Origin of the sequence: Bacillus sp. Root920 (assembly GCF_001429445.1) — a bacterium.
GTDB classification, from domain to species: domain Bacteria; phylum Bacillota; class Bacilli; order Bacillales; family Bacillaceae; genus Bacillus; species Bacillus safensis.
In genome coordinates, this window is sequence record NZ_LMJV01000001.1 from 1,918,987 (window position 1) to 1,943,154 (window position 24,168).

The 24,168-nt window shown below is 39.5% G+C and carries 28 protein-coding genes and 2 pseudogenes; 25 read left to right on the top strand and 5 right to left on the bottom strand.

Going from position 1 to position 24,168, the window contains the following annotated elements:
* Positions 1-176 precede the first annotated feature (176 nt).
* The gene (locus tag ASE42_RS09340; RefSeq protein ID WP_025093280.1) at positions 177-911 is read left to right on the top strand and encodes a poly-gamma-glutamate hydrolase family protein; all 735 of its coding nucleotides are present in this window, start codon (positions 177-179) and stop codon (positions 909-911) included.
* 76 nt (positions 912-987) lie between these two features.
* Positions 988-1,437: an OsmC family protein gene (locus ASE42_RS09345; protein WP_056766530.1), complete on the top strand. Its 450-nt coding sequence runs from the start codon at positions 988-990 to the stop codon at positions 1,435-1,437.
* 46 nt (positions 1,438-1,483) lie between these two features.
* On the opposite strand, the gene ASE42_RS09350 is transcribed toward ASE42_RS09345, so the two are convergent.
* The 4 genes and pseudogenes from ASE42_RS09350 to ASE42_RS09365 form a co-directional block, all read right to left on the bottom strand.
* Positions 1,484-1,852, bottom strand: coding sequence for a DMT family transporter (locus ASE42_RS09350; RefSeq protein WP_024424093.1), 369 nt, complete (start codon positions 1,850-1,852; stop codon positions 1,484-1,486).
* Between the two features lie 15 nt (positions 1,853-1,867).
* The gene (locus ASE42_RS09355; protein ID WP_024424092.1) at positions 1,868-2,185 is read right to left on the bottom strand and encodes a DMT family transporter; all 318 of its coding nucleotides are present in this window, start codon (positions 2,183-2,185) and stop codon (positions 1,868-1,870) included.
* 2 nt (positions 2,186-2,187) lie between these two features.
* Positions 2,188-2,735, bottom strand: a pseudogene (locus ASE42_RS19500) (TetR/AcrR family transcriptional regulator).
* Between the two features lie 112 nt (positions 2,736-2,847).
* The gene (locus ASE42_RS09365; RefSeq protein ID WP_025093279.1) at positions 2,848-3,111 is read right to left on the bottom strand and encodes a hypothetical protein; all 264 of its coding nucleotides are present in this window, start codon (positions 3,109-3,111) and stop codon (positions 2,848-2,850) included.
* A gap of 104 nt (positions 3,112-3,215) precedes the next feature.
* Here ASE42_RS09365 and ASE42_RS09370 point away from each other — a divergent pair, with 104 nt between their 5' ends.
* The 9 genes from ASE42_RS09370 (at position 3,216) to ASE42_RS09410 (ending at position 10,090) form a co-directional block, all read left to right on the top strand.
* Positions 3,216-3,617 (top strand): YmaF family protein, encoded by a 402-nt coding sequence (locus ASE42_RS09370; protein WP_025093278.1) that lies wholly within the window; start codon positions 3,216-3,218, stop codon positions 3,615-3,617.
* Between the two features lie 70 nt (positions 3,618-3,687).
* Positions 3,688-4,644, top strand: coding sequence for a tRNA (adenosine(37)-N6)-dimethylallyltransferase MiaA (gene miaA / locus ASE42_RS09375; protein ID WP_025093277.1), 957 nt, complete (start codon positions 3,688-3,690; stop codon positions 4,642-4,644).
* A 25-nt stretch (positions 4,645-4,669) separates the two neighbouring features.
* The gene (hfq, locus tag ASE42_RS09380; RefSeq protein ID WP_024424088.1) at positions 4,670-4,891 is read left to right on the top strand and encodes an RNA chaperone Hfq; all 222 of its coding nucleotides are present in this window, start codon (positions 4,670-4,672) and stop codon (positions 4,889-4,891) included.
* A gap of 162 nt (positions 4,892-5,053) precedes the next feature.
* On the top strand, positions 5,054-5,374 hold the full coding sequence (locus tag ASE42_RS09385) for a YmzC family protein (protein WP_056766532.1): 321 nt from the start codon (positions 5,054-5,056) through the stop codon (positions 5,372-5,374).
* 79 nt (positions 5,375-5,453) lie between these two features.
* The gene (locus ASE42_RS09390; RefSeq protein WP_003212415.1) at positions 5,454-5,666 is read left to right on the top strand and encodes a hypothetical protein; all 213 of its coding nucleotides are present in this window, start codon (positions 5,454-5,456) and stop codon (positions 5,664-5,666) included.
* A gap of 265 nt (positions 5,667-5,931) precedes the next feature.
* On the top strand, positions 5,932-6,324 hold the full coding sequence (gene nrdI / locus ASE42_RS09395; protein WP_008360380.1) for a class Ib ribonucleoside-diphosphate reductase assembly flavoprotein NrdI: 393 nt from the start codon (positions 5,932-5,934) through the stop codon (positions 6,322-6,324).
* Positions 6,284-8,386 (top strand): class 1b ribonucleoside-diphosphate reductase subunit alpha, encoded by a 2,103-nt coding sequence (nrdE, locus tag ASE42_RS09400; RefSeq protein WP_024424086.1) that lies wholly within the window; start codon positions 6,284-6,286, stop codon positions 8,384-8,386. The genes nrdI and nrdE overlap by 41 nt, the downstream gene beginning before the upstream one ends.
* 17 nt (positions 8,387-8,403) lie before the next feature.
* Positions 8,404-9,384 (top strand): class 1b ribonucleoside-diphosphate reductase subunit beta, encoded by a 981-nt coding sequence (gene nrdF, locus ASE42_RS09405; RefSeq protein ID WP_024424085.1) that lies wholly within the window; start codon positions 8,404-8,406, stop codon positions 9,382-9,384.
* 88 nt (positions 9,385-9,472) lie between these two features.
* The gene (locus tag ASE42_RS09410; RefSeq protein WP_024424084.1) at positions 9,473-10,090 is read left to right on the top strand and encodes a hypothetical protein; all 618 of its coding nucleotides are present in this window, start codon (positions 9,473-9,475) and stop codon (positions 10,088-10,090) included.
* Positions 10,091-10,157: 67 nt separating this feature from the next.
* Here the strand turns inward: ASE42_RS09410 and ASE42_RS09415 are convergent, their stop codons facing one another.
* Complete coding sequence (locus ASE42_RS09415; protein WP_024427042.1) at positions 10,158-10,916, bottom strand: N-acetylmuramoyl-L-alanine amidase; 759 nt, start codon at positions 10,914-10,916, stop codon at positions 10,158-10,160.
* A 320-nt stretch (positions 10,917-11,236) separates the two neighbouring features.
* Between ASE42_RS09415 and spoVK the strand changes: the two genes are divergently transcribed.
* From spoVK to ASE42_RS09485, 14 genes and pseudogenes are all read left to right on the top strand, one after another.
* Complete coding sequence (gene spoVK / locus ASE42_RS09420) at positions 11,237-12,196, top strand: stage V sporulation protein K (RefSeq protein WP_024424083.1); 960 nt, start codon at positions 11,237-11,239, stop codon at positions 12,194-12,196.
* A 121-nt stretch (positions 12,197-12,317) separates the two neighbouring features.
* The gene (gene hflX, locus ASE42_RS09425) at positions 12,318-13,589 is read left to right on the top strand and encodes a GTPase HflX (RefSeq protein ID WP_056766534.1); all 1,272 of its coding nucleotides are present in this window, start codon (positions 12,318-12,320) and stop codon (positions 13,587-13,589) included.
* A 6-nt stretch (positions 13,590-13,595) separates the two neighbouring features.
* Complete coding sequence (locus ASE42_RS09430; protein ID WP_056766536.1) at positions 13,596-14,876, top strand: aminotransferase class I/II-fold pyridoxal phosphate-dependent enzyme; 1,281 nt, start codon at positions 13,596-13,598, stop codon at positions 14,874-14,876.
* A 91-nt stretch (positions 14,877-14,967) separates the two neighbouring features.
* Positions 14,968-15,378: a MerR family transcriptional regulator gene (locus ASE42_RS09435; protein WP_024424081.1), complete on the top strand. Its 411-nt coding sequence runs from the start codon at positions 14,968-14,970 to the stop codon at positions 15,376-15,378.
* Between the two features lie 60 nt (positions 15,379-15,438).
* Positions 15,439-16,773: a type I glutamate--ammonia ligase gene (gene glnA, locus ASE42_RS09440; protein WP_024427046.1), complete on the top strand. Its 1,335-nt coding sequence runs from the start codon at positions 15,439-15,441 to the stop codon at positions 16,771-16,773.
* Positions 16,774-17,252: 479 nt separating this feature from the next.
* On the top strand, positions 17,253-17,537 hold the full coding sequence (locus ASE42_RS09445) for a hypothetical protein (RefSeq protein ID WP_056766538.1): 285 nt from the start codon (positions 17,253-17,255) through the stop codon (positions 17,535-17,537).
* Between the two features lie 71 nt (positions 17,538-17,608).
* Positions 17,609-17,809, top strand: coding sequence for an XtrA/YqaO family protein (locus ASE42_RS09450; protein ID WP_056766540.1), 201 nt, complete (start codon positions 17,609-17,611; stop codon positions 17,807-17,809).
* Positions 17,810-17,963: 154 nt separating this feature from the next.
* Positions 17,964-19,388, top strand: coding sequence for an AAA family ATPase (locus tag ASE42_RS09455; RefSeq protein WP_056766542.1), 1,425 nt, complete (start codon positions 17,964-17,966; stop codon positions 19,386-19,388).
* 9 nt (positions 19,389-19,397) lie between these two features.
* Positions 19,398-20,027, top strand: a complete 630-nt coding sequence (locus ASE42_RS09460; protein WP_056766543.1) for a hypothetical protein — start codon at positions 19,398-19,400, stop codon at positions 20,025-20,027.
* Positions 20,028-20,082: 55 nt separating this feature from the next.
* Positions 20,083-20,396 (top strand): annotated as a pseudogene (locus ASE42_RS09465) (ArpU family transcriptional regulator); the annotation flags it as partial.
* A gap of 156 nt (positions 20,397-20,552) precedes the next feature.
* Positions 20,553-22,262 carry a ribonuclease YeeF family protein gene (locus tag ASE42_RS09470; RefSeq protein ID WP_268750503.1) on the top strand — a complete coding sequence of 570 codons (1,710 nt, stop codon included), beginning with the start codon at positions 20,553-20,555 and terminating at the stop codon, positions 22,260-22,262.
* 12 nt (positions 22,263-22,274) lie between these two features.
* Positions 22,275-22,679 carry a hypothetical protein gene (locus ASE42_RS09475; protein ID WP_056766545.1) on the top strand — a complete coding sequence of 135 codons (405 nt, stop codon included), beginning with the start codon at positions 22,275-22,277 and terminating at the stop codon, positions 22,677-22,679.
* Positions 22,680-23,142: 463 nt separating this feature from the next.
* On the top strand, positions 23,143-23,325 hold the full coding sequence (locus tag ASE42_RS09480; protein ID WP_056766547.1) for a hypothetical protein: 183 nt from the start codon (positions 23,143-23,145) through the stop codon (positions 23,323-23,325).
* 338 nt (positions 23,326-23,663) lie between these two features.
* Positions 23,664-24,065, top strand: a complete 402-nt coding sequence (locus ASE42_RS09485; RefSeq protein WP_056766550.1) for a hypothetical protein — start codon at positions 23,664-23,666, stop codon at positions 24,063-24,065.
* The last annotated feature ends 103 nt before the right edge of the window (positions 24,066-24,168 follow it).

Here is a 24,168-nt window from a genome sequence, read left to right on the forward strand (position 1 = left end):
TTCAAAGAGGAGAGGCGTTTCTGTGTATATAAATGCAATTATCTTATTTTTGAGGAATCTCATGATCTAGAGTGTTATGATCAAACGTGAAGAGAAAATGTGGAAAAAATGATAAGAAATGATGATTCAATATAAATCATAGAAACGGCTTAGAAATCTGTTAAAGGAGAACGGGAATGAAGAAGTTTTTTGCTTTGCTTCTCCTGCTTGCGATCGGATGGGGCGTTTATTATACTATGCAAGCACAGGAACATGATGAGCCAGTGTCATCAGGTGGGGAAGACGAAAGCGGTTCAAATGATATTTATCGAAATTTTAAAGAACTTGAAGAAAACGAATCAACAAGCAGCTATAACATTACAGCCAACCCAGTGCCTGGCAGCCGCCTTCTTGTGATGTCACCTCATGGCGGGAGGATCGAAGGCGGCGTGAGCGAGATCGTCCATTTTTTTGACAACGATTTTTCGACGTATTTATTTGAAGGTCTAAGAGAGAATGCATCAGAACTTCATATTACAAGTACAAACTTTGATGAGCCAATCGGCGTCGCGCAGGCAAAAGCACATGATTACATCTTAGCAGTGCATGGATACAAAGGCGAGGAAGGAATTGACCATACTCTCGTCGGCGGAACAGATTACGATCGTGCAGAGAAAATTGTGAGCTCATTAGAGCGGAACGGATTTTCTGCTGAACTAGCTGTCGCACACGCAACCCTGAGCGGGACAAGCAATCATAATATTAATAATCTTACAAAAACAGGGCAAAGTGTGCAGCTTGAGATTAGTAGAAGTCAACGTGAAGCTTTATTTGACAGTTTCGATTTTCGGAGGCGGTCAAGTACAAAAAACGAGACATTCTATCGTTATGTCAGGGCGATTCGGACAGTGCTGGATGAAGAATATACGTAAGGGCTGTGCACATGTTAAGACAAGTAGGGGAATTCTTGTTACACTATGAACAGTGATAACAAAAGGAGAGACGGATATGGCGCGTCATCATTTTCATCTTCAGGCAAGCTGGCCCGGTCTGCGTAACGATGTGGGTACAATCGCAAGTGAACAATTAAAAACAAAGATTTCGATTCCAAAGGAAATGGACGGTCCAGGTATTGGAACCAATCCAGATGAGATGCTCTTAGGTGCAGCGGCTACGTGTTATATCATTACACTTGCAGCCATGATGGAGCGGAGTCAATTAGAGAAAGAGGATCTATCGATGAGCTCTGAAGCCGTCGTAGATGTGACAAATGGCGTGTTTACTTATGAGGAAATCATTCATCGGCCTGTCATCACCCTCAAAGAGTCCGCTTCCGCACATGATATCGAGCTGGCCCGAAAGCTTGCGCATAAAGCCGAAAGCTCATGTATGATTTCAAGAGCTGTTCAGGGGAATGTGAATATTTCCTTAGAAGAAACCATTCAAGTCGGCCGTTAAAACAAAAAAGTCATTTTCTCTAGAAATATGGAGAAAATGACTTTTTTTATGACGTCCATTCGGTTTGATCGAGTTGTGCTTTGGTTTCGTTCTTTTGCTTCTTGGATTGATTTAAGACAATCACGCCGCAGATGACAAGTGCAAGGCCGATGTAGCCTTTCGTGCTGATCGTTTCGTTAAACAGCACAAGTCCTACAAGAGCAGTGAGAGCTGTTCCAACGCCAGACCAGGTTGCATAGGCAGACGAGAGCTCGATGGTTTTAAGTGCCAAGCTCAGGAAAGTAAAGGCGCATCCAAATCCGATCAGTACCCCGATACTCGGCAGCAGCTGCGAAAAGCCTTGAGAAAGCTTCAGCATGGTACTTCCAAAAACCTCCGTCAAAATGGCTCCTGTTAAGTAGAGTATTCCTTTCATCATCTCCCACATCCTTTATGACATATTTAATAGTACGACCCCTGAGACAAGCATCGCCATGCCAATGACTGCTTTTTGGTTCAAGGTTTCTTTGAAAAAGAGCACGCCAAAAATAGCCGTGAGGACCGTACCAACCCCAGACCATGTTGCGTAAGACATGCTTAGCGGAATGATATTGAGCGTCAATGACAGCATATAAAAAGCAAGTGTATAGCCAGCCACAACAACCGCGCTAGGCTTCCAGCGCGTAAAGCCATGAGATAATTTTAACATCGCGGCGCCAATGGCTTCTGAAAAAATGGCCACAGCCAAAAAAAGATATCCGAGGATCATGATCATCCCTCCTCTAATAGGTGTAAAATCCGATGAAGTAAAAGGTTTTTTTCCTCTCTTTTCAGTGGTTCAAGCTGAAACATTTCTGAAAACCATATCCCATCACATGCAAGGCGGATCAGCTGACTCAGTGCAGGATCTGCTTATTTCCTCAGCTGCTTTTTCTTTGAACTCCGCATAAAAAGCATGCCAAGGGTGCAGCAGCGCATCATCAAATGACATGTAGCCAGCATACTTGTACATAGCTGGGGCGTATGCTGCATATTTAGATCATGTCATGTGGCCAATAGATATGATATGCGCGTACATAAGGCGCTGTTTCGTGTTTGTATGTTTCGTAATACGTCTCGAGCTGCTGACGAAAGCAAAGAATCGCATGCTCATTCATTTGTTGGATGAGCTCTTCCTTGCTTGAAAAATGATAAAGCAGACCGGCTTTGGTCATATTTGCATGCTCTGCCACCTGCTGAAGGGTGAGCTGGCTTAACCCTTCTTTTAAAATCGTACTGGCAGCTGCATCAAAAATTTGCTCTTTTTTGGTTTTAGACATAAAAAAAACACCTACTTTACTGAACAGTCGGTAAAGTAAATGTTAACCCATGAAAAAAGAGTGTGTCAATCGATTCATTTTATGAACGGATGTTTTCACTTAAACGTCATATTTAATACCAAGGGTATGGTCCATATGGCGGAAATGGCGGATAAGGATATCCAAATCCTGGAGCAAGCAAAGATCCAGCAAGCAGGCCGCCAGCAAAACCACCTAAAAATGGAGGTCCAAAAAATCCAGGTCTTCCAAAGCCAAAGCCTGGGCGGCCAAATCCAAAACCAGGTCTCCCAAATCCAAAACCAGGTCGGCCAAACCCAAATCCAAAAGGTCTTCTCATGTCTTCTTGAATAAACGGAGGTGCGTCAAAATAATTCATAATAAAAGGCTCCTTTCTCATAAAATCACTGTAACTGACATCAGTGTATTCCAGCAGCCTACAGATGTTTGGGTGAACGCCTAATATAAGGAGGAATGTTAGAAATGGGCCTGTATCCATCTGATTGGGCAAAGTGTCCGCCGCATGCTCATGCATATAAAGCACGTACAGATGTAACGGAGGGGCATTATCATTTAATAGAAGGTATTTCTCAGCCTGTAAATGGAAGCAGTACCGACCGGCATACTCATTTTTATCGCGGGATCACCTCCTTTGAAAGAGGGCATTTTCACAGGTACTACGGGGTCACAGGGCCGGCAATTCCAAGAGTGGATGGAACACATTATCACGAGATCGAGGAAGTCACCTATTCAGCCTATCTCGATTCTGTTCCCATTCCATATGGAGGTGTCGTCTATAGTCCAGATGAGAAGCGGCCAACACACAAGCATCGTTTAAAAGGAAAAACATATGAAGTGGTTGGAAATGAACCGCTTGGCTGGTAATGGGCAGGAGATAGGAGAGTAAGAAAAGTTATGCTATACTGTAGGCAGTTTTGTAAAAGTGAGTGATGTTATGAATAAAGCGAAGCAGCCAGTAATCGTGTTAGTAGGGCCGACGGCTGTCGGCAAAACCAAATTAAGCATTGATATAGCCAAAGCATTTAATGGAGAGATTATCAGCGGGGATTCTATGCAGATTTATAAAGGGATGGATATCGGAACAGCTAAAATCACTCCCGAAGAAATGAATGGCATCCCGCACCATTTAATTGATATTAAACAGCCGGACGAATCTTTTTCTACAGCTGAATTTCAGCAGCTGGTTCGTGCGAAAATCAAAGAGATTGCCGCTAGAGGGAAAACGCCAATGATTGTCGGTGGAACAGGCCTCTATATCCAATCTGTTTTATATGATTACACATTTACGGATGAGAAAAGTGATCCTGCTTTTAGAGAAGAAATGACGCTCTTTGAACAGCAGCATGGTGCGCTTTTGCTGCACGAAAAGCTAAAGGCAGTAGATCCTGATGCGGCAAACGCTATTCATCCAAATAACGTCCGCCGCGTGATCCGGGCGCTGGAAGTGATTCATACAACAGGTCAGAAAATGTCGGAGATGCAAAACGGGCATCAAGAAGTTCCTCTTTATGATACAGCCTTCATTGGGCTGAAAATGGATCGAGAGGTTTTGTACGAGCGCATTCATCAAAGAATTGATATGATGATAGATGAAGGCTTAATTGAAGAAGTGAGAGCACTTTATCAATCTGGTTTGAAGGATTGTCAGTCTGTTCAAGCCATTGGTTATAAAGAGCTGTATGCCTATTTTCAAGGTGACTGCTCACTTGATGAAGCCATCCAGCAATTAAAGCAAAATTCCCGTAGATATGCGAAGCGTCAGTTCACGTGGTTCCGTAATAAAATGGCGGTCACTTGGTTTGATATGACACCACCTTGCCACTTTTCAGACAAAAAAGAGGAAATTTTCGCATATATAGCAGGAAAGCTTGGACTTAAAGCGAAACTGTAGTTATCAGAATCAAGGAGGACGAAACATGAAACCGATTAATATTCAGGAGCAGTTTTTGAATCAGATCCGCAAAGACAATACATTTGTCACAGTATTCTTGCTGAATGGCTTTCAGCTTCGCGGTCAAGTGAAAGGGTTTGACAATTTCACGGTGCTGCTTGAAACAGAAGGGAAGCAGCAGCTTATTTATAAACACGCCATTTCTACATTTGCACCTCAAAAGAATGTAAATCTAGAATTAGAATAGGATATGCTGTATTTAAAATAGCCCCATGCCTCTGCGAATAAACCGGCCGGAACCCGCTACGTTTTTTGTCAGTGCAGAGGGGCTATTTTGTATGCAATGAAACTTTTCTGCCAATTTTCCGTATAATTCCTTATTGGATATTAGAAGGGTGAGGGGATTCATATGGAAAATGCAGAGCTTGAATTAAGAAGGATTAGAGTGATCCTCCTTTTGATTGGAATTGTTGTCTTGTTTGGATCGTGCGCTATCTCAAACATTGAAACGAGACAAGAAAATTGGAATAACCATTCTCATGAAAATGCAGATGGCGTTTTACCAACATCTGCTGCACTAAAAAATAATCATTTTGCTGTTGTGAAAGATGATCAAGTACATGTGTACAGATTTGATGAAAAAGAAGGAGAGCTGACTCTCGTTACAACGAAATACATAGATGAATGGGACGACGAAGAATATGATGATGACCTTGATGAAGAAGAGTAAGCACGTAAATTTACAAATGAATGTGAAGCCGCTACACTATAATCATGCATCAGACATCTAGACAGAAAAGGATGAGTTCATGACACATAAAATTAAAATTAATCATTGGGAACAAACTTGTGAAGACGATTCCTGTTTCGAATATGGAACGAGTGTTTCTGTAAATGGGAAAGAATTAGTGAGAGAAGCTTCAATCGTCTCTGCGCTTGAAGCGGTGCTAAAAGAATTAGGTGTTGAAGTGGAAATTACAGAAGTGTCAGAAGATTTACAGTGCGATGCCTACAAAAAATAAAACAAAAAGTCTAGTCTACTAAGCGATTTTTTTTCGTGTTATGATAGATTTCGGTTTCAGTTGAATAGGGAGTAGAGCAGTCTATTTTTAGATCCTGTTCTGCTCTATTTATTTGAACGTACGAGTTCGGCTATGAAGGTTCGGCCGGGTTGGTTGATTTTTTTCGTTTCGAACATCTATATGTTGTGTTTTGAAAAAACATAGTATACTATATATAGTGAATAACGAAATGATCAACAATACTAAAAACTAGGTCGTGATGGAATTGATTCAAATCGTATTTGATTCAAAAACAGGAAATGTTCAACGCTTTTTGGACAAGACCCCTTTTACAGACAAACGAAAATTGACTGGAGAAGAGTTTTTGGATACGCCGTTTATTCTCGTCACCTTTACGACAGGATTTGGACAAGTCCCTAGTACCACTCAGTCCTTTTTAGAGAAAAATGCTCACCTTTTACTAGGTGTTGCGGTGAGTGGCAACAAAGTGTGGGGAGATAATTTTGCAAAAAGCGCCGATACGATTTCTAAACAATATCAAGTTCCTATTTTGCACACCTTTGAACTAAGCGGAACAAAAAGGGATGTTGAATTGTTTACACAGGAGGTAGAAAGAATTGTCACAAAATCAGGTTCCAAAGTGGATACAATTAAATAACGAAATTATGATTCAAAAAGAAGGAAAGTTTCAGTTCGATAAGGACAAAGAAGCTGTACATAGTTATTTCGTAGATTACATTAATCAAAACACGGTCTTTTTTCATAATCTAGAAGAGAAGATTGATTACTTAATAGAAAACGACTACTATGAGGAAGAATTTTTAAGACAATACAGCATGGCAGATATTAAAGAAGTCTTTGAAGCTGCATATGCCAAAAAATTTAGATTCCCATCATTTATGAGTGCATTTAAGTTTTACAATGACTATGCACTGAAAACAAATGATAAAAAGAAAATCCTTGAACGCTATGAAGACCGCATTTCAGTTGTAGCACTTTTCTTTGCGGGTGGAGATAAAGAAAAAGCACTTGAGTTTGTAGAACTGATGATCAATCAAGAGTACCAGCCAAGTACACCAACCTTCTTGAACGCTGGACGTAAAAGACGCGGTGAGCTTGTGAGCTGCTTCTTGCTTGAAGTAAATGACTCACTAAACGATATTTCAAGAGCGATTGATATTTCCATGCAGCTGTCAAAATTAGGCGGCGGCGTCAGTTTGAACCTGTCAAAACTTCGTGCAAAAGGCGAAGCAATCAAAGATGTCGAAAACGCGACAAAAGGTGTCGTCGGCGTGATGAAGCTTCTTGATAATGCATTCAGATATGCAGATCAAATGGGGCAAAGACAAGGATCAGGCAGCGCCTACCTGAATATTTTCCACAGAGATATCAATGATTTCTTAGATACGAAAAAAATCTCTGCCGATGAAGATGTTCGCGTGAAAACTCTATCCATTGGAGTCGTCATCCCGGATAAATTTATCGAGCTTGCTAGAGAAGATAAAACAGCTTACACTTTCTATCCGCATACAGTCTATAAAGAATATGGACAGCATCTTGATGAGATGGACATGGAAGAAATGTATGACGAGCTTGTAGAGAACCCGAAAGTCAAAAAAGAAAAAGTCAATCCGAGAAAGCTTCTTGAAAAGTTGGCTGTTCTACGCTCAGAATCAGGCTATCCATATATCATGTTCCAAGATAATGTAAACAGAGAGCATGCCTTGAACCATATTTCACGAGTGAAATTCTCAAACCTTTGCTCAGAAGTGCTTCAGGCTTCAGAGGTTTCTTCTTACACGGACTATGATCAAGAAGATGAAATCGGCCTTGATATTTCTTGTAACCTTGGTTCATTAAATATCATGAATGTCATGAAAAACAAATCGATTGAAAAAACGGTTAAGCTTGCAACAGACTCACTAACGCTTGTGTCTGAAACAACAGACATTCGCAATGCACCAGCTGTTCGAAAAGCGAACAAAGCGATGAAGTCAATCGGACTTGGTGCGATGAACCTTCACGGGTATTTAGCTCAAAACCAAATTGCTTATGAAAGTGAAGAAGCAAGAGATTTCGCAAATACGTTCTTTATGATGGTGAACTATTATTCAATTAAACGCTCAAGTGAGCTTGCGAAAGAAAAAGGAGAAACATTCCATCGTTATGAAGGCTCTGGCTATGCAACTGGTGAGTACTTCAATAAATACGTGGAAAATGATTTCACACCAAAAACAGAAAAAGCAGCAGCGCTATTTGAAGGCATGCACATTCCAACAAAAGAAGACTGGGCCGCACTCAAAGAATTTGTAGCGGAACATGGCATGTATCACAGCTATCGTTTATGTATTGCACCAACAGGTTCCATTTCTTATGTTCAATCGGCAACAGCTTCTGTGATGCCAATTATGGAACGTATCGAAGAAAGAACATACGGCAACAGCAAAACTTATTACCCAATGCCAGGTCTTTCAGCACAAAACTGGTTCTTCTATAAAGAAGCGTACGATATGGACATGTTTAAAGTGGTCGATATGATCGCAACGATTCAGCAGCACGTCGATCAAGGAATCAGCTTTACACTATTCTTAAAAGATACGATGACAACGCGTGATTTAAACCGCATCGATCTTTATGCACACCATAAAGGCATTAAGACACTTTATTATGCAAGAACGAAGGATACAGGGCAGGAAGGCTGTCTTTCTTGTGTTGTTTGATTAAAGGAGAGTTTAACGTGACAAAAATTTATGATGCAGCCAACTGGTCAAAACACGAAGACGATTTTACACAAATGTTTTACAACCAAAATGTAAAGCAGTTCTGGCTTCCAGAAGAGATTTCCTTAAACGGAGATCTTTTAACATGGAAATATTTAGGTGAAAAAGAGCGAGATACGTATATGAAGGTACTTGCTGGACTGACTTTACTTGATACAGAACAAGGAAATACAGGGATGCCGATTGTTGCTGAACATGTGGACGGCCATCAGCGTAAAGCTGTACTCAACTTTATGGCAATGATGGAAAATGCGGTGCATGCGAAATCATACTCAAATATCTTCATGACACTCGCACCAACTGAAACGATCAGTGAAGTGTTTGAATGGGTCAAGAAGAATAAATTCCTGCAAAAGAAAGCAGATATGATTGTCAGTTTATACCGTTCGATTCAAAAGGACGATCCTATTTCTCTCTTTAAAGCAATGGTTGCTTCTGTTTATTTAGAAAGCTTCCTATTTTATAGTGGTTTTTACTACCCGCTTTATTTCTATGGACAAGGAAAGCTCATGCAAAGTGGTGAAATCATCAACTTAATTTTGCGTGATGAAGCGATTCACGGTGTGTACGTTGGATTATTAGCACAAGAAATTTACAACAAACAAACACCTGACGTGCAAAAAGAGCTATATGATTTCTCTATTGACCTTTTAAACGAGCTTTATGAAAATGAACTTCATTACACTGAAGATATTTATGACCAAGTCAATTTATCGCATGATGTGAAAAAGTTTATTCGTTACAATGCCAATAAAGCGTTAATGAACCTTGGATTTGCCCCTTACTTTGAAGAAGAAGAGATTAACCCTATTGTATTGAATGGACTCAATACAAAAACAAAGTCGCATGACTTCTTCTCAATGAAAGGGAACGGCTACAAAAAAGCAACAGTTGAGCCGTTAAAAGATGACGACTTCTTCTTTGGAGATGAATCATAAGGAAAGCGTAAAAGTCAAAACGCATCACTCGTTTTGGCTTTTTGCCATTTCTAACAATGTGATAGTTACATACTGGAGGTTACCGAACATGGGAAAAATGGACGAAATCATTTTAGTAGCACCACGCGCACGCGTGTTTCAAAACGAAACACTTGCGTTTAATGGTGTGAACAGTGAAGAGAAAACAATCAGCACCATTATGAAAGAAATCGAAGAGCACTTCGAGCAAATGCGAAGAGGCGATGCAGAAGAAAATCCTGACTTCAAGCAGCCGATTCCTTATGTCGTGATTAAGCGTGAGGACGAAGTGTATGTATACGAAAGACTTCAAGGCGGGGGAGAGACTCGCTTACATCATAAGTTATCTCTTGGCTTTGGGGGGCATATGAATTTCATCGAAGGAAAAAACTTTGCTGAGATTCTAAAAGAAAATACAGATCGTGAGCTGGACGAAGAACTTTCTATTCAAGAAGAAGACAAACTTGAAATGAAAACCCTTGGTTTAATCAATGACGATGACAACAGTGTCGGCCGTGTGCACATCGGACTGTTATCAGCGCTTGAGCTATCTCCGGGTGCTCATGTGGAAGTAAAAGAAACAGATCAAATCTCAGGAAAATGGATGAAAGCAGCCGATTTGAAAAAGCCTGAATACTTCGATCGTCTTGAAACATGGTCTCAATTTGTCGTTAACATCTTAGCGTAAATGAATACACAACAAACCGGCTCAGCAGAAGACTTGAGCCGGTTTGTTTCGTTACAACAGCTTCAGCTTATTGGAAAACGAATGCGTCGTGACCGGCCTGCTTCAATCTTGCGACGAGATCATCTGCATTTTGCTTTGTACGGAAAGCCCCGGCCTGCACTCGGAACATACCGCCGTCTAATACAACAAACGCGTCAAAGCCTTTGGATTTAAGTGTTGCTGCTAATTCATCTGCATTGGCTTTCACTTTGAAAGCTCCTGCCTGCACTTTATAAAGATTACTTGCTTTTTTTTTCAATTGAAAGGCTTCTTCTAGACCAGTCGCATGAGCGCGAGCGATGCCTTGAAGGAAGGTTGCGTTGCGGAGCTTATTAGCATCAGCTGCTGTATCGATGAAACCATTCTCTGTTAAAATAGCGGGCATAGAAGTTTCTCGAAGAACGTGGAAGTTCGCAGTTTTCTTGCCGCGGTTAGCAAAATCAACCGAGCGGACAATTTCATCATGAAGGGCATTGCGATACGTGGTGGTCGGTGCTGAAACGCCAGGATACACATAGCTTTCAAACCCTGTCCCCCCGCCAGCATTAATATGAATAGACACGAAATAGTCTGCCCCCCAGCTGTTTGCCGCATTCGTACGCTGGGACAAAGTGACGGATTGGTCAGTTGAACGACTTAAGCGGACGGAAACCCCATCATATTCACTAATCAAAATGTCTCTCAACAAAAGCGCGATTTGAAGTGTTATATTTTTCTCCAAAAGTCCATTAGCACTAGCTCCAGAATCTGTTCCTCCGTGGCCAGGATCAATAAAAATTTTCACCATCTATTCATCACCTCGTCTTTATTTTATGAGAAAATAGAAGAATTGCCTGTACAAAATGCGGAAATCATTGAGACTCTTTTCTGCATCATTTGTGATCAAAAAGCTACATTTTTCTAAGAAAAAGCAAATTGTTGGTTTGTCCGCCCAAACGGGATGAATACAATGGAAATAGCACATCATTTCCTGGGAAACCGCAGAAATCCCTACAATATTCGGTATCTCGGGTCATTTTGACAGCAAACTTGGGCTTAAGCGGGCGATTGTCACGATTACAGCTCCACCCGAATAGAATAAAGAGAGAAGAGCGAGAGGTGAATACGTTGGAGCGAGCTGTCACATATAAAAACAACGGCCAAATCAATATTATACTTAACGGACAAAAGCAAGTATTGGTTGATGCAGACTCAGAGGCAGAATACCTAGAAGCCTTGCAGAAAAATGAGGCAAAACACAGCATCTTACGGGAAATAGAGCGTGAAATGAACAGCCTTGTCGGTATGGATGAAATGAAACGAAACATAAAAGAGATTTATGCTTGGATTTTTGTTAATCAAAAACGGCAGGAACAAGGGTTAAAGGTAGGAAAACAAGCGCTTCATATGATGTTCAAAGGAAATCCTGGCACAGGAAAAACCACAGTTGCAAGACTTGTCGGGAAACTTTTCTTTGAAATGAATGTGCTCTCAAAGGGTCACTTAATTGAAGCAGAACGCGGTGATCTTGTTGGAGAGTACATTGGTCATACAGCGCAAAAAACAAGGGATTTAATTAAAAAATCACTAGGTGGTATTTTGTTCATTGACGAAGCCTATTCTCTTGCACGCGGAGGAGAAAAGGATTTTGGAAAAGAGGCGATTGATACCCTTGTAAAACATATGGAGGACAAACAGCACGAATTCATTCTCATTCTTGCTGGCTACTCCAAGGAAATGGATCATTTTCTTTCTTTAAACCCCGGCCTGCAATCAAGATTTCCAATCAACATCAGCTTTCCTGATTATACAGTCGATCAGCTCATGGATATTGCAAAACGAATGATGGCAGACAGAGAATATGTATTTACACAAGAAGCCGAATGGAAGCTGCGGGATTATTTAATGCACATTAAAAGTACCACAAGCCCGGCAAAATTCAGCAACGGCCGGTTTGTGCGAAACACCATTGAAAAAGCCATACGAACCCAGGCGATGAGACTGCTTCTTGTGGATCATTATGATAAAAAAGATCTGCTGACCATTAAAAGTCACGATCTTCAAATGAAAGAGGATACGCCTTCTTGAAATGGCGTATCCTTTTTATAAAGAGTCACTAAAATAAACCATCCGAATAGTGGTATACGTGTGATGTGTTTGGTATGATGGTACTACTGAAAACTTAAGTACAGAAAGGAAACAACTAACGTTGAATGAACATGAAATGACTGAAAAAGCGATCCTTGTCGGCTGCCAATTGCCGCATGTAACGGATGAACGCTTTCAATACTCAATGGAAGAATTAGCATCCTTAACTAAAACGGCTGGCGGTGAAGCTGTCAGCGTGATGACGCAGAAGAGAAATAGACAAGACAGTGCAACGTATATCGGGAAAGGGAAAGTAGAAGAACTTGAAGTGCTTTGCGAGGAACTCGAATGTGATGTCATTATTTTTAACGACGAGCTTTCTCCAAGCCAGCTAAAAGCTTTGGCGACTGCTTTAGATGTGAAAATTATTGATCGTACGCAATTGATTTTAGATATCTTTGCAAAAAGAGCCCGTACAAGAGAGGGGAAGCTGCAAATAGAGCTTGCCCAGCTTCAGTATGCCTTGCCGAGACTAAGTGGACAAGGAATCAGCCTTTCAAGACAAGGGGGCGGAATTGGCGCAAGAGGTCCAGGTGAAACAAAACTTGAAACAGACAGACGTCATATTCGAAACCGCATTCATGAAATTAACGGGCAGTTATCTGCAGTCAAAGAACACCGAACAAGATACCGGGAGCGCCGAAAGAAAAATGGTGTGTTCCAAATTGCCATTGTCGGGTATACGAATGCCGGAAAATCAACTTTGTTTAACCAATTAACAGAAGCGGATAGTCATGAAGAGGACCTGCTGTTTGCGACACTTGATCCAATGACACGTAAGATGACATTGGAATCTGGCTACAGTGTGCTGATTTCAGATACAGTTGGCTTTATCCAAGACCTTCCGACCACACTGATTGCCGCATTTCGTTCCACTCTGGAAGAAGTGAAGGAAGCCGATTACTTGCTTCATGTCATCGACTCTTCTAATGAGGATTATGAAGGACATGAACGAACGGTTCATGAGCTTTTAGAAGAATTAGAAGCGGACCGTATTCCGATGCTGACTGTTTATAACAAGGAAGATCAAATTAGACCAGATTTCATCCCATCTTCAAAGCATCGCCACATCTTAATCAGTGCTAAGCGCAAAGAAGATGTAAAAAGGTTAAAAGCGGATATTATGGTTGAGCTGAAAAAAGCCTTTTTAAAGCCATATCATGTAAAGATTCCAGCGCATGAAGGCAAGCTCATTTCCGCATTAAAATCAGAAACGCTTGTGGAATCACTAGAATTTCAAAAAGAAGCAGAGATATATGACATCACCGGATATAGTGGTGAGGATCAGACCATTTTAGGTCAAATCAAGAAGTATATGTTGGAAAGGAATTAAATCAAGATGTTTCACACATTAAAACACGGCAGTATTTTAGAAAAAGCAGCAGCAGAAACAGAACAAGAGATTTTACACGTGCATCAGCAAATTGATCAAACGAGCGAACAAAATGAGTGGCGGGTGCTTGAAAGCTATCGAAAGCACAAAGTCAGTGACTCTCACTTTAATCCAACGACTGGATATGGCTACGATGATATGGGGCGAGACACATTAGAAAAGATTTATGCGGATGTCTTCGGCGGAGAAAGCGGACTTGTGCGTCCGCAAATTATTTCCGGTACACACGCAATTTCCATTGCCTTATTTGGTGTGCTGAGACCTGGCGATGAATTGATCTATATGACGGGAAAACCATACGATACGCTAGAAGAAATTGTCGGGATTCGCGGGAAAGAAGGGACAGGCTCATTAAAAGACTTCCAGATTGACTACAAAGCCATTGATTTACGACAAGATGGATCCGTCGATTATGAGAAAGTTAAAGAGTCAATTTCCTCTAAAACAAAAGTCATCGGCATTCAGCGTTCGAAAGGCTATGCGTCAAGACCATCCTTTACAATAGAAGAAATTGAGCAAATGATTTCATTTGTGAAAGAGATTAATGAAGAAATCATTGTGTTTGTAGATAACTGTTATGGTGAATTTACTGAATTAAAAGAGCCGTGTCATGTCGGAGCTGACCTCATGGCCGGTTCACTCATTAAAAACCCAGGCGGAGGCCTTGCCAAAACAGGCGGCTACATCGTTGGAAAAGAAAAATGGGTAGAAGCTTGCTCTTATCGAATGACATCTCCGGGCATCGGCAGTGAAGCGGGTGCATCGCTGTATGCGCTCCAAGAAATGTATCAAGGCTTTTTCTTGGCGCCGCATGTTGTAGCTCAAAGCTTAAAAGGCGCAGTGTTTACGGCTCGTTTTCTTGAGAAGCTCGGATTCCAAACAAACCCGGCGTGGAATGCGAAAAGAACGGATTTGATTCAATCAGTCGAATTTGGGGATCCTAAAAAAATGATTGCGTTCTGTCAGGCAATCCAGTATGCATCTCCGATTAATAGTCACGTCACACCACATGCAAGCTATATGCCAGGCTACGAGGATGATGTCATTATGGCAGCGGGCACCTTTGTACAAGGGGCCAGTATCGAATTATCAGCCGATGGTCCGATCAGACCGCCTTATACTGCCTATGTTCAAGGCGGACTCACGTATGCCCATGTGAAAAATGCGATTTGCAGTGCTGTCGATGCCTTATTGGAACAAGGTTTTATTGAAGTACCTGCTCAATAAAAAAATCCATGTTAATATTCCTAACATCTTGTTGACACATAATATAACATGACATATAATAAATTTAAGCAAAGAGGAGGAGACAGTTGAGATGAGTGATAACATTCGCCGCTCAATGCCTTTATTCCCAATTGGGATTGTCATGCAGCTAACAGAATTATCTGCAAGACAAATTCGCTATTATGAGGAAAATGGTTTAGTATTTCCAGCAAGAAGTGATGGAAACCGCCGATTATTTTCTTTTCATGATGTTGATAAATTACTAGAAATTAAAAACCTCATCGAACAAGGTGTAAACATGGCAGGAATCAAAAAACTTTTTGCCAAAGCTGAGGCAGAAAATCCATCGTCTGATACAAAGACGGAGGAAAAAGCTGCAGCTAAGCACAACTTGACAGATGATGAACTCAGGAAGCTACTGAAGAAAGAACTCATTCAGGCTGGACGTTTCCAACAAGGAACGACCTTTAGGCAGGGGGATATGTCAAGGTTCTTCCGTTAACCAATTAGCAAAAGCATTGCTATACACATTTTACCTTTTGTAGGGGAGGAGTTTTACGAAATGGCAAAGTACACAAGAGAAGATATCGTAAAATTAGTAAATGAGGAAAACGTAAAGTACATCCGTCTGCAATTTACAGACATTCTCGGAACGATTAAAAATGTTGAGATTCCTGTGAGCCAGTTAGAAAAAGCTCTCGATAACAAATGTATGTTTGACGGTTCATCTATTGAAGGATTCGTACGTATCGAAGAATCAGATATGTACCTATACCCAGATCTAAACACATTTGTTATTTTCCCTTGGACAGCAGAAAAAGGTAAAGTTGCACGCTTTATTTGTGACATTTATAAGCCAGACGGGACACCATTTGATGGAGACCCGCGTAACAACTTAAAGCGTATCTTAAAGGAAATGGAAGAACTAGGATTTAGTGATTTCAACCTTGGACCTGAGCCAGAATTCTTCTTATTTAAATTAGATGAAAAAGGCGAGCCAACGCTTGAACTAAACGATAAAGGCGGATACTTTGACCTTGCGCCAACAGATCTAGGCGAAAACTGCCGCCGTGATATCGTGCTAGAGCTTGAAGAAATGGGCTTTGAAATTGAAGCATCTCACCACGAAGTAGCACCTGGACAGCACGAAATTGATTTCAAATATGCAGGCGCGATCCGTTCTTGTGATGACATTCAAACATTCAAACTCGTTGTCAAAACCATTGCGAGAAAGCATGGTCTTCATGCGACATTCATGCCAAAACCATTGTTCGGTGTAAACGGATCTGGTATGCACTGTAACCTATCATTATTCAAAAATGGTAAAAACGCATTCTTTGATGAAAAAGCAGATTTACAATTAAGCGAGACTGCTAGACACTTTATCGCAGGTATCGTCAAGCACGCAACAAGCTTTACAGCGGTCACAAACCCAACGGTAAACTCTTACAAGCGTCTTGTACCTGGCTATGAAGCACCTTGCTATGTGGCATGGAGTGCACAAAACCGCAGCCCATTGATCCGTATCCCGGCATCACGCGGCATCAGTACACGCGTAGAAGTGCGCAGCGTAGACCCATCTGCAAACCCATACCTTGCACTAAGCGTATTACTTGCAGCAGGTCTAGACGGAATCAAAAACAAACTAGAAGCACCAGCACCAATCGACAGAAACATCTATGTCATGGACAAAGAAGAGCGCCTTGAAAACGGCATCTCTGATCTTCCTGCAACACTTGCAGAAGCACTCGAGCTACTAAAATCAAACGAAGTCATGATCAACGCACTAGGCGATCACCTATTCGAGCACTTCATCGAATCAAAAGAAATTGAATGGGATATGTTCCGCACCCAAGTACACCCATGGGAACGCGATCAGTATATGTCTCAGTATTAATAAAGAAAACCCCTTGGAGCCATTGGCTTCAGGGGATTTTGTTTTTGTGGGTGTTTTAATATTTCAAAATGAAGCGGGCACCAGCCACAATTCACCTATGCGGAGCCGGAACAGTTAGAGGATGAATTGAGCTTACCTGCCCTGGAGAAAAAACAAAAAACTAAGATTAAAGAAAAAGTCCATGGAAATTAAACGTAAAGTGGTGGGATTGAAAGTAGGATCAGATTAACGAAGGTGAACCGATGCAGACTGAAGAAGCATCTGATAATAATTTAGATTCCACTCAATGTGTGAAAGACGATTCTGACGGGAATGATCAAAAAGTAGAGGAAGACGGTGCTGCCTAAGATGGCACGCAATCGCTCAAACGGTGGTTTTTTGCTTTATCGCAATGAGGATGGACAGTGCCTCCACCTCTATAAATCACTTAAACAATATGAACTAGTCAGTAGGATTAAGAAAGGAGGGAGGATTATCAGATGAAAAACAAATTCTTAGAAGGAGACTGGATAAAAGCATCAAGGAAAGGCAAAAGAGAAACACTTAACAAAGAAGGTTATGTACTTAAAGTATCTGAAGATGACATTTTAGTAAGGTTCTTTAGTGGAAATACCTTGGTTGTTCCAAAGTCTTGGGCTGAAAATCTGGATGAGGTTCTGACTGAAGTCGATCTGAAGGCTTTGATTGATTTGTCTTTAGATTTAAGGGACGAACACCTCTTTAGAATGTGTGTACGTGATTTGCAAGCTCTTCAGGGCAAATAAAAAGAACCGAAGCACAAGGCCCCAGTTCTATTGAATCTGCACAATTCATTATAAAACGGGAGGCCTTGTGCATGAATAATCCTTACAAACTTACGGACTCAAAGATCTCCATTTATAACTTTATGACCAAAGGAGAAGTGAAAGTCATTATCCTAGATGGTCATTCCGATGAAGTGTTCTTGGTGGAAACACCAATGTATGGTAAGACAGAGATCATTACGCGTGATAGTAAGTTAATCAACTTAACTTATAGCAGTTCTTATAAAATATGACGAGAACGATATACTCTACTGAATAAAATGAATAACTTGAAGGCTAAATAAACTTGTCTGTCCAAAATTTAACTCTATTTTTGTTTGAGGAGTGTTTAGTATTAGGATGTTAGTATATAATGTAGTTAATGAGTTATGAGAGCGAGGCTTTTTTATGAAAATTGAAATTGAAAATCTTGGTCAAGTTAAGAATGCGTTAATTGAAGAAGATCCAAATTTAACAGTAATAGTCGGCGATAATGGATCAGGTAAGACACTTCTTTTAGAGGCAAAAACGTTTATACTACAATCTTATGCTAATCACTCCCAAACAATCCAGAGAGATTTAATTGAACAATATAAGAATGATTTGGAGTTTACAGCAGATTGGAAAAAGGTTAAAAATTTTATAATCCAGCACAGTAATTATAACCATGATCCTACAGTGGATAGACCTTCTTTAGCTTTTTTCATTAAATGTAACATTAATGAAGCTGTGAAAAAGGAGATAAATACATATATTAAAACAAAGTTTGAATCTTTACAGCAGATTATAGTTAGGGAACTCAACAAAGAAATACTTATGGTTGATGAATCTAAAGTCAGCTTTAAACTTTTTGGAATACCTCATATACCAGAATTGTTAGATATTAAATGCGTAATAAAACCTGGAGACGGTGAATTTTTTATTCTTGAGATGTCCATTAATGAAAATTTCAGTATTACCACTGCTGTTTTTTCCATTAGTAATCCAATTCAATTAGATGAAAATACTGATTTGAATCTTATAAGAGAAGAGGAGCAAGATGATTATCTCGAAGAGATATTATACACAATTAAAGATATGATCTTCAGAGGTTTTTTTAAAGATCTTAGACATAAAAGTAATATATTATATTTACCATCGGAACGAAATCTCTTTATGGATGATGCACTTACAAAAACAATTAAAGAAAGTTTTGATAGTCGGCACTCATTTTCTAGAAAGAATACTAAAGTTCGATATAGTGAACATATGTTTAATATCTCATTTCTAAAATATAAGGACAGATTAGCTAGATTAACTCCCACACTACAGGCAAGGTCGGTTGATCGTCGACTAGCTGAAATGTTTGGTGGTAAAATCAATTTTGATGAGGAAGGTGATATTAAAAGTATAAAGAAAAGTAATGATGAGATTATAAAACGTGAATTATTTTCAACAAAACAGAATAGATTAATCCCTTATCTACTTATTAATGGCCATAGGCTTGTGGGTAGCTATAGGAATGTAATTATCGAAGAACCAGAGTCACACTTATCTCTAAAAAGTATACGAGAATTAATTGGTTATATAGAAAATCTTATTAAAGATGGAGTGAAAATTACCATTACAACGCATAGCGATGTGTTTTTTTCACATCTAAACAACTTGATACTGGAGAATAAACAAATTAACACAAAAGTCTATGAACTCAAGTACAGTGATAATGTTTCATATCTTGAGGAAAAAGAGTTACTGGAAAATGGATATGAAATAGATTTATTCTCTCAAGAGTTAGAAGATTTATTCGAAAAAACACTAGAAATTCAAGATAAAACTGAACATGAGGAAGAATGAGGAGAATCTATGGTTTCTGCATTGGCTTTAATAAGAGATGATGATATTTCAGAGATAAAAAATTCTTGCAATGTAATTGAAAATATAAAAGAAAAAAATGTACAAATGCATTTAGACATATTAAAAATTTCTAAATTAAATTTATACAAAGCGTTTTGTTATCAAAAAACAAAAAATAAAGAATCTAGTAGACTAGAGTTTTTTCACATTGATAACTTCCCTGATGGTATTTACTTTAGTGAAGATAATGGGATTTATCATTGCTATATAATAGAGTTGAAACACGTAGGTTCGAATGATTTAGGTAAATTGACTAAACAATTGTTTTCAGGCTATGTTCATTGTAAGACCTTGTTAACTGTTTTGGAAGTTGATCTAAATAAAGTTTCGTTTTCATTCCATGTTGTTTATGTCAAAGAAAATCGTAAACAAGATGAATTTAATGAAAAAAATAATTCTAAAAAAATTGTGCCGGGTAAAAAGATTAATTCTAGTCCAACTTATTCAAATTGGCAAAAAAATAAATTAGTTTACACTGCTCAGAATTATCAAAAAAATATGGATATAAAGAAAATATGTTTAAGCAATACTGCGCAAATCGGTGAGATTACTAAATACTCTAACAGCCTTATAATCTAATTAAGTTCGATATCTTAACCTTATGTCTGGAAATATCTTTAGGAGGTTGAGAAACATGGGAGCTGAACAATTGCGCTTATTGCCAGAGATCGATGAAAAACAAGTCAGAAATGCTCTAATTAAGGAACTGAAGTTTTATAGGGCCCTGAAGGTGAATGAAGAAAACAGAAGGAACAACAAGCAAACGGCGTTACAGGACTTTTTCCTTCTCTTTGGAGCCAGAAAGATCTAAATGAACTGAAGGTCCGGCAAATTGAAAGAGCACTAGAGTACAGCTTGGATGAAATTGAACAAGACATTATTCGCATGAAGTACCTTATTTCACGGATGGTCAAAGATCTTGAGGTATGCGAAGAGTTAGGATTAAAGTAAGATCGATATTACAAATTGAAAAAGCAAGCTACGTTTAAACTTTCGACAGCACTTTGAATCATCTGAGTGCTGTTTTTGTATCTTTATTCCTATTTCATGGCAAACCCTGTGTTGGTAAAATTGACCTTGTCAATGAATAGGAAGGAGTGAATTCTGCTGGGGAAGATACTTGATGCAAAAGCACTAACAAGTGCCATGGATACAAGGGCGAAACATTATCAGGAACTCCGTGAACAAATGGTTGATTTAAAAAAGGCACTACAAGGCGTGGCAAATCTCGGTGACGATTTCACTGGGAAAGGTGCGGATAACATTAAAAGTTTCTACAAAGAGCTCGCCGGTAATGTAGATATGTTTATCAGCTTCATCGATAAGCAGAAAGCCTTTCATGATGGTGTATCTGGTACGCTTGATGATACGAGCTTTGGCGGAGACACCTTCGTAGAAGAACACTTTTTAGACAACGCAGTACATATGGGCATCAAGAATGCCAAAAGCATTGTGAAAGATCAAAAAAATGCTCTTAAAACGATTTTTGAAGATATCGATGACCTCATTTCACTGGAGGTATTCGATAGCCAAACCTTTGATGAAAAAATAGAAGATGCTGAAGATGTTCGAAAAAAGACAGTAAAAGACTTAATAGAGCTTGATCAAAATTTAAAAGATGAATATGCTTTGTCAGAAACGGAGCAACAAGCTACAATGGCATTGTACGCAGAAATGATGAATGCCACGAATGACGGGAAATCCATTTCACCTATGAATTTTGACAAAAAAGCATTTCAAGATAGCGAAATCTACAAGGCAAAGAGCGATATTGAGAAGCAAACTGCTGAATATCTGAAAATCAAAAAAGAACAAGAAGAAGCCCGCGAGATCGCAAAGGAACAAGAAGCGCTCGCCAACCGTCCTTGGTATGAAAAAGCCCTTGATTATGGGGGAAACATTGTCAATGAGCTAACCGGTGTGAATGATGCAAAACGAGCAGCTACAGGCGTCGATCCAATCACAGGCGAAAAGCTTACGGCAGGCCAACGAGTCGCTGCAGGTGGAATGGCAGCAGCCGGTTATATCCCTATCGTCGGCTGGGCAGGACGCATTTTTAAAGGCGGGAAAGCCGTCTATAAAACCACCCAAGCCACGTCAGCCGCAGTAAGAGCGGTCGACATCTACAAGACGTCACAAAAATCTTTTGATGCCTTGAAAATATCACAGAAAGGTTTATACGGGCTCACCGCCACCAACGGCTTCAGCGAAGCGATTACAGGTCGAGATATGTTTGGAAACAAGGTCTCGAAAGAACAGCAGGAAGCTAGTATGAATACGGCGCTTGCAATGCTTTTACCGTTTGGTATGAAAGGACCTATAAAGAAAACTCCAGGAGTTATCCAAAAGTCAAATAAACAAATTAGTGAAAGCTATGATGAAATAAAGAGATTCAGGGAAAAAGCGGGATTAAAACCTTATGCTATTGATTCTGGTGATACGGTAGCAGCAGTTAAAATTAATGACAGGACATTTTTTGGAGTGAATTCTACTATCACTAAGGAGTCCCAACAAGCAACAAGAGAGCTAAGACAAAAGTGGTTAAAAGAAGTACAATGGGTTCCACCTAAAAAGAGTTCCCCTAAACATTTAGGCCATGCTCAATCATTGACACATGCAGAATCTCATTCATTAATTAGAGCTTTTGAAAAGGAAGGTCAATTACCGCAAAAAGTAACTATGTTTGTAGATAGGAAGACTTGCAATATTTGTAGAGGGGAAATGCCAGCCTTGCTAAAAAGGTTGGGGGTTGATGAATTAGAAGTTTATAGTGGTGGTTTAGAAAAACCTTTAGTTATCAAAGCAACTAAATAAGGAGGAAATTTCGTGATTGTATATAACGGACCAGTTGAAGAACCAATTGAAAACCCAGGAGATGAATTTATTAAAAATATTTTCTTTGAAAAAGAAGCGGATTATTGGAAACAAGGAAGTGGAGATTCTTGTTTTGAGATAGAAGGAGAAGATGAATGGCTTATTTTCTTTTATGATGAGCCGTATGGATTCTTTATCATGAGACATCCTGATTATTTAGTCCCTTTGAATAAGGATGTTGAAATAGAAACAATAGAGCATTTGGTTGGTGGAGAACCAATGAAGGTACCATCATGCAGTTATGTAAGTCGAGAAGAAGCATATAGAATTGTTCAACACTTTTTAAGTACAAAAACTATGCCTGATTTTGTTGAATGGGTTGATTTATATGACATCGATTTTGAACATGATTTTTAAAACTAGAGTGTCCATCTTTATGGGCACTTTTTTATTTGCATTGCAGAGAAAGAGCCGAGAAAAAGGGGGATAAAATGGGGACCTTTTTTCATGCGTGGGTCATCGTATGATAGAGACAAGTAAAACGAACGTGAATATTTTGTCCAGAAGGAAGAACCTGCGGGCGCTGATCAATGAGCACTTTAAGTGCCTATTGGTGTCCGCTTTTTTTATTGGGAGACGCGCCTTTCCCTTATCAATGGCGTATCTGGATACGGAACAAAGGTGTTGAGGAATGTGGCCATACGAGAGGGACATTCTGAACCTGGATAGCAGCTGGTCTGCGGCAGCCGTATCGAGGACAGTTTTTCATTTTACTTGATGAATGACTGCACTTGGCATCCTCTCGGAGTGTAGTCATCATTGCAAAATCTATTTAAGCGAATAGCGTAAGGTGGTGCTTATTCGGCAAGGAGCGATTGAAATGAAGATCAGGGGTTCTGTTTCTAAAGAGACATTAAAGCAATTTAAAAGCATTGCTTCTGGCTTTAATAGAAAGAAGGAGAACGATGTTGATCCGATAACGATGCGAGATTGGGAAGAAATCATGGGAACGAGACGCGAAACGTACCAAAGACAAGGTGGCCGTATCAGGAGGAAACGATGATTTGATGGGATTCAGAATCACAATGATTACATTTGTGGGCCAAACCTTATTCCTCAACGAAAAGTAGAAGGGAAATGGGTCACAATCAAGACGAATTCACCTAACCCGCTTAACCCAGCAAAGAAAAAGTACGATGAATTCGATATCAAGGAATCACTAGGTAACAAAAAAGGTACGTATCGATTCAAAGTTGAAGTAGAGCGCTACGACAAACATGGCAACCATGTTGAAACTGTCGGTACATTCTACACATCCGAATTTTACGTTAAATAAAACATTTCAATGAACACCTGAAAATTTCCAAATCACCTCCGATATAAGTTTAGGAGGTGATTTTTGTGAACGGAACTAATGTAACCAACGAATTTACACCATTTGGTCGAAGTAGATACATGCCAAATTATTTGGAGCAATTTGGGAAGAACATGCATAACGCAAATATTAATCAACAAATAGCTTTTAAAGAGAAAATTAAGAAGCAGCATAATAGAAAAGAAATTCAAATGCTTTTGGGTAGGATTGAAGACATGCTTGACAATAAGAAATCTTTAAATCATTTAACCACAGCCTTTTTTGCAATTATCACTTTGGCATTTACAGGTTTAATGAATTATGGTGTTAATTCATTAAAAGAAATTGATGAACGCGCACCTTATCTTCTTGTCCTATTACAGTTACTTCTATTATTTTGTTTTGGGGGAAGATATTTTTGGATGAAAGAAAAGAACTCAATGAACTGAGTCGTTGTAAACGATTGTTACAAGAATGTTTAGAAGAATTACCTGAAAAGAAAAGCAAAAGACGTTTCTTAAAATTAACAAACAAGTACCGGACATCTTTGAA